The following is a 1,671-nucleotide window of genomic DNA, read 5'->3' as shown; positions in this document are numbered from 1 at the left end:
AGTTTGACCGCACGCGGCAGCGGCACCGCGGCCAGCGTATCGGCGGCCCGCGGCAACGGCAGCGTGTTGAGGAACTCGACCGCGTCGGCGGTGTTGAAATCGGCAAGCGGGACGTTGGCGGCGACGGTGTCCGCCGCCCCGCGCAGGAGCTGCTTCTGGTTCATGTTGATTCGCCTGTCTACGTTGCGACCGCAACGCCAGTACCGGCGAACCCGCCCCTGTCAGGCGGCCACCGTCACTGGCGTCGAACAAGGTCGACTTCTACTGTCGCTGGACATGGGAGGGACTCCGGGAAGATGCTGCGCGGGCTGGCCGGCAACGCGACGAGTCTGGCCACCGCAGCCGGCGGGGTCAACCGCGCGCGGTGAGGTGAAGGGCGGATCGGCCTGCACGCTGCACCTGCGTTGACGGTGCAACCCGCATAATGGCGGCCGGCCGGGCGATGCCAGTGCGGTCTGGCGGTTCTACCCAGAGGAGCACGCGTTACATGCATGGCGGCGGTTTCGAACTGGCTCTGGTGCTGCTGCTGGCCGCGGTGATCGCCGTGCCGGTGTTCAAGCGCTTCGGCCTGGGTGCCGTGCTGGGCTACCTGGCTGCGGGCGTGGTGCTGGGCCCGCATGTGCTGGGCTTCGTGCAGGATGCCGACCGCGTCCTCAATGCCGCCGAGACCGGTGTGGTGATGCTGCTGTTCGTGATCGGGCTGGAGCTCTCGCCGGCACGGCTGATGGTGATGCGGCGGCCGGTATTCGGCGGCGGCACGGTGCAGGTGCTGCTCAGTGCCGCGGTGCTCGGCGGGCTGCTGCTGATGTACCACTTCCACTGGAAAACCGCGCTGGTCATCGGCACCGCGCTGGCGTTGTCCTCCACCGCGGTGGGCCTGCAGCTGCTGTCCGAACACAAGGCGCTGAACAGCGACTATGGCCGTTTCGGTTTCGCCATCCTGCTGTTCCAGGACCTGGTCGCCATTCCGTTGCTGGCAGCCATTCCGCTGCTGGGCGGGGTCAAGAACGAAACCCTGACCTGGCAGGATGCGGCCATCGCCCTGGGCGCGCTGGGGCTGGTCATCGTGCTGGGGCGGCCGCTGCTGCGGCGGATCTTCCTGATCGTGGCACGCACCCGCATGCCCGAGGTGTTCACCGCCACCGCGCTGCTGGTGGTGCTGGGCACCGCCTGGCTCATGGCCGGGGCCGGGCTCAGTGCCGGGCTGGGCGCGTTCGTGGCCGGGGTGCTGCTGGCCGACTCCGAATTCCGGCACGAGATCGAATCGCAGATCGAGCCGTTCAAGGGCCTGTTGCTGGGCCTGTTCTTCATCGCCGTGGGCATGGGCATCGACCTGGAGCGGGTCGCCGCCGAACCGGAAGTGATCGGCATCGGCGTGGCGATCCTGCTGCTGGTGAAGTTCTCGATCCTGCTCGGGCTCGGCCTGGCCACGGGCATGTCGCTGCGCAGCGCGTTGATGCTGGGCAGCGTGCTGTGGCTGGGCGGCGAATTCGCCTTTGTGGTGTTCAACGAGGCCGAGCGCGCGCACCTGCTCGGCCGCATCAACCATGACCGGCTGGTGGCCATCGTCAGCGTATCAATGGCGATCACCCCGCTGCTGTTGCTGGCGCTGCAGCGGCTGCTGCAGCTCAAGCCGCCGACCCGCGCGCCGGAGCATGCGCCGGACGAGAC

At 68.5% G+C, this 1,671-nt stretch carries 1 protein-coding gene and 1 pseudogene; one reads left to right on the top strand and one right to left on the bottom strand.

What is annotated here, in order from left to right:
• Positions 1-164, bottom strand: a pseudogene (locus JCM9942_RS20345) (magnesium transporter); the annotation flags it as partial.
• A gap of 323 nt (positions 165-487) precedes the next feature.
• Between JCM9942_RS20345 and JCM9942_RS15325 the strand changes: the two are divergent.
• Positions 488-1,671, top strand: a 1,184-nt coding sequence (locus JCM9942_RS15325) for a monovalent cation:proton antiporter-2 (CPA2) family protein (RefSeq protein ID WP_054660708.1), incomplete at its 3' end; no start/stop codon positions are given.

The organism is Stenotrophomonas pictorum JCM 9942, from assembly GCF_001310775.1.
Taxonomy (GTDB): Bacteria; Pseudomonadota; Gammaproteobacteria; order Xanthomonadales; family Xanthomonadaceae; genus Stenotrophomonas; species Stenotrophomonas pictorum.
This window is presented reverse-complemented; position numbering and strand designations above follow the sequence as displayed.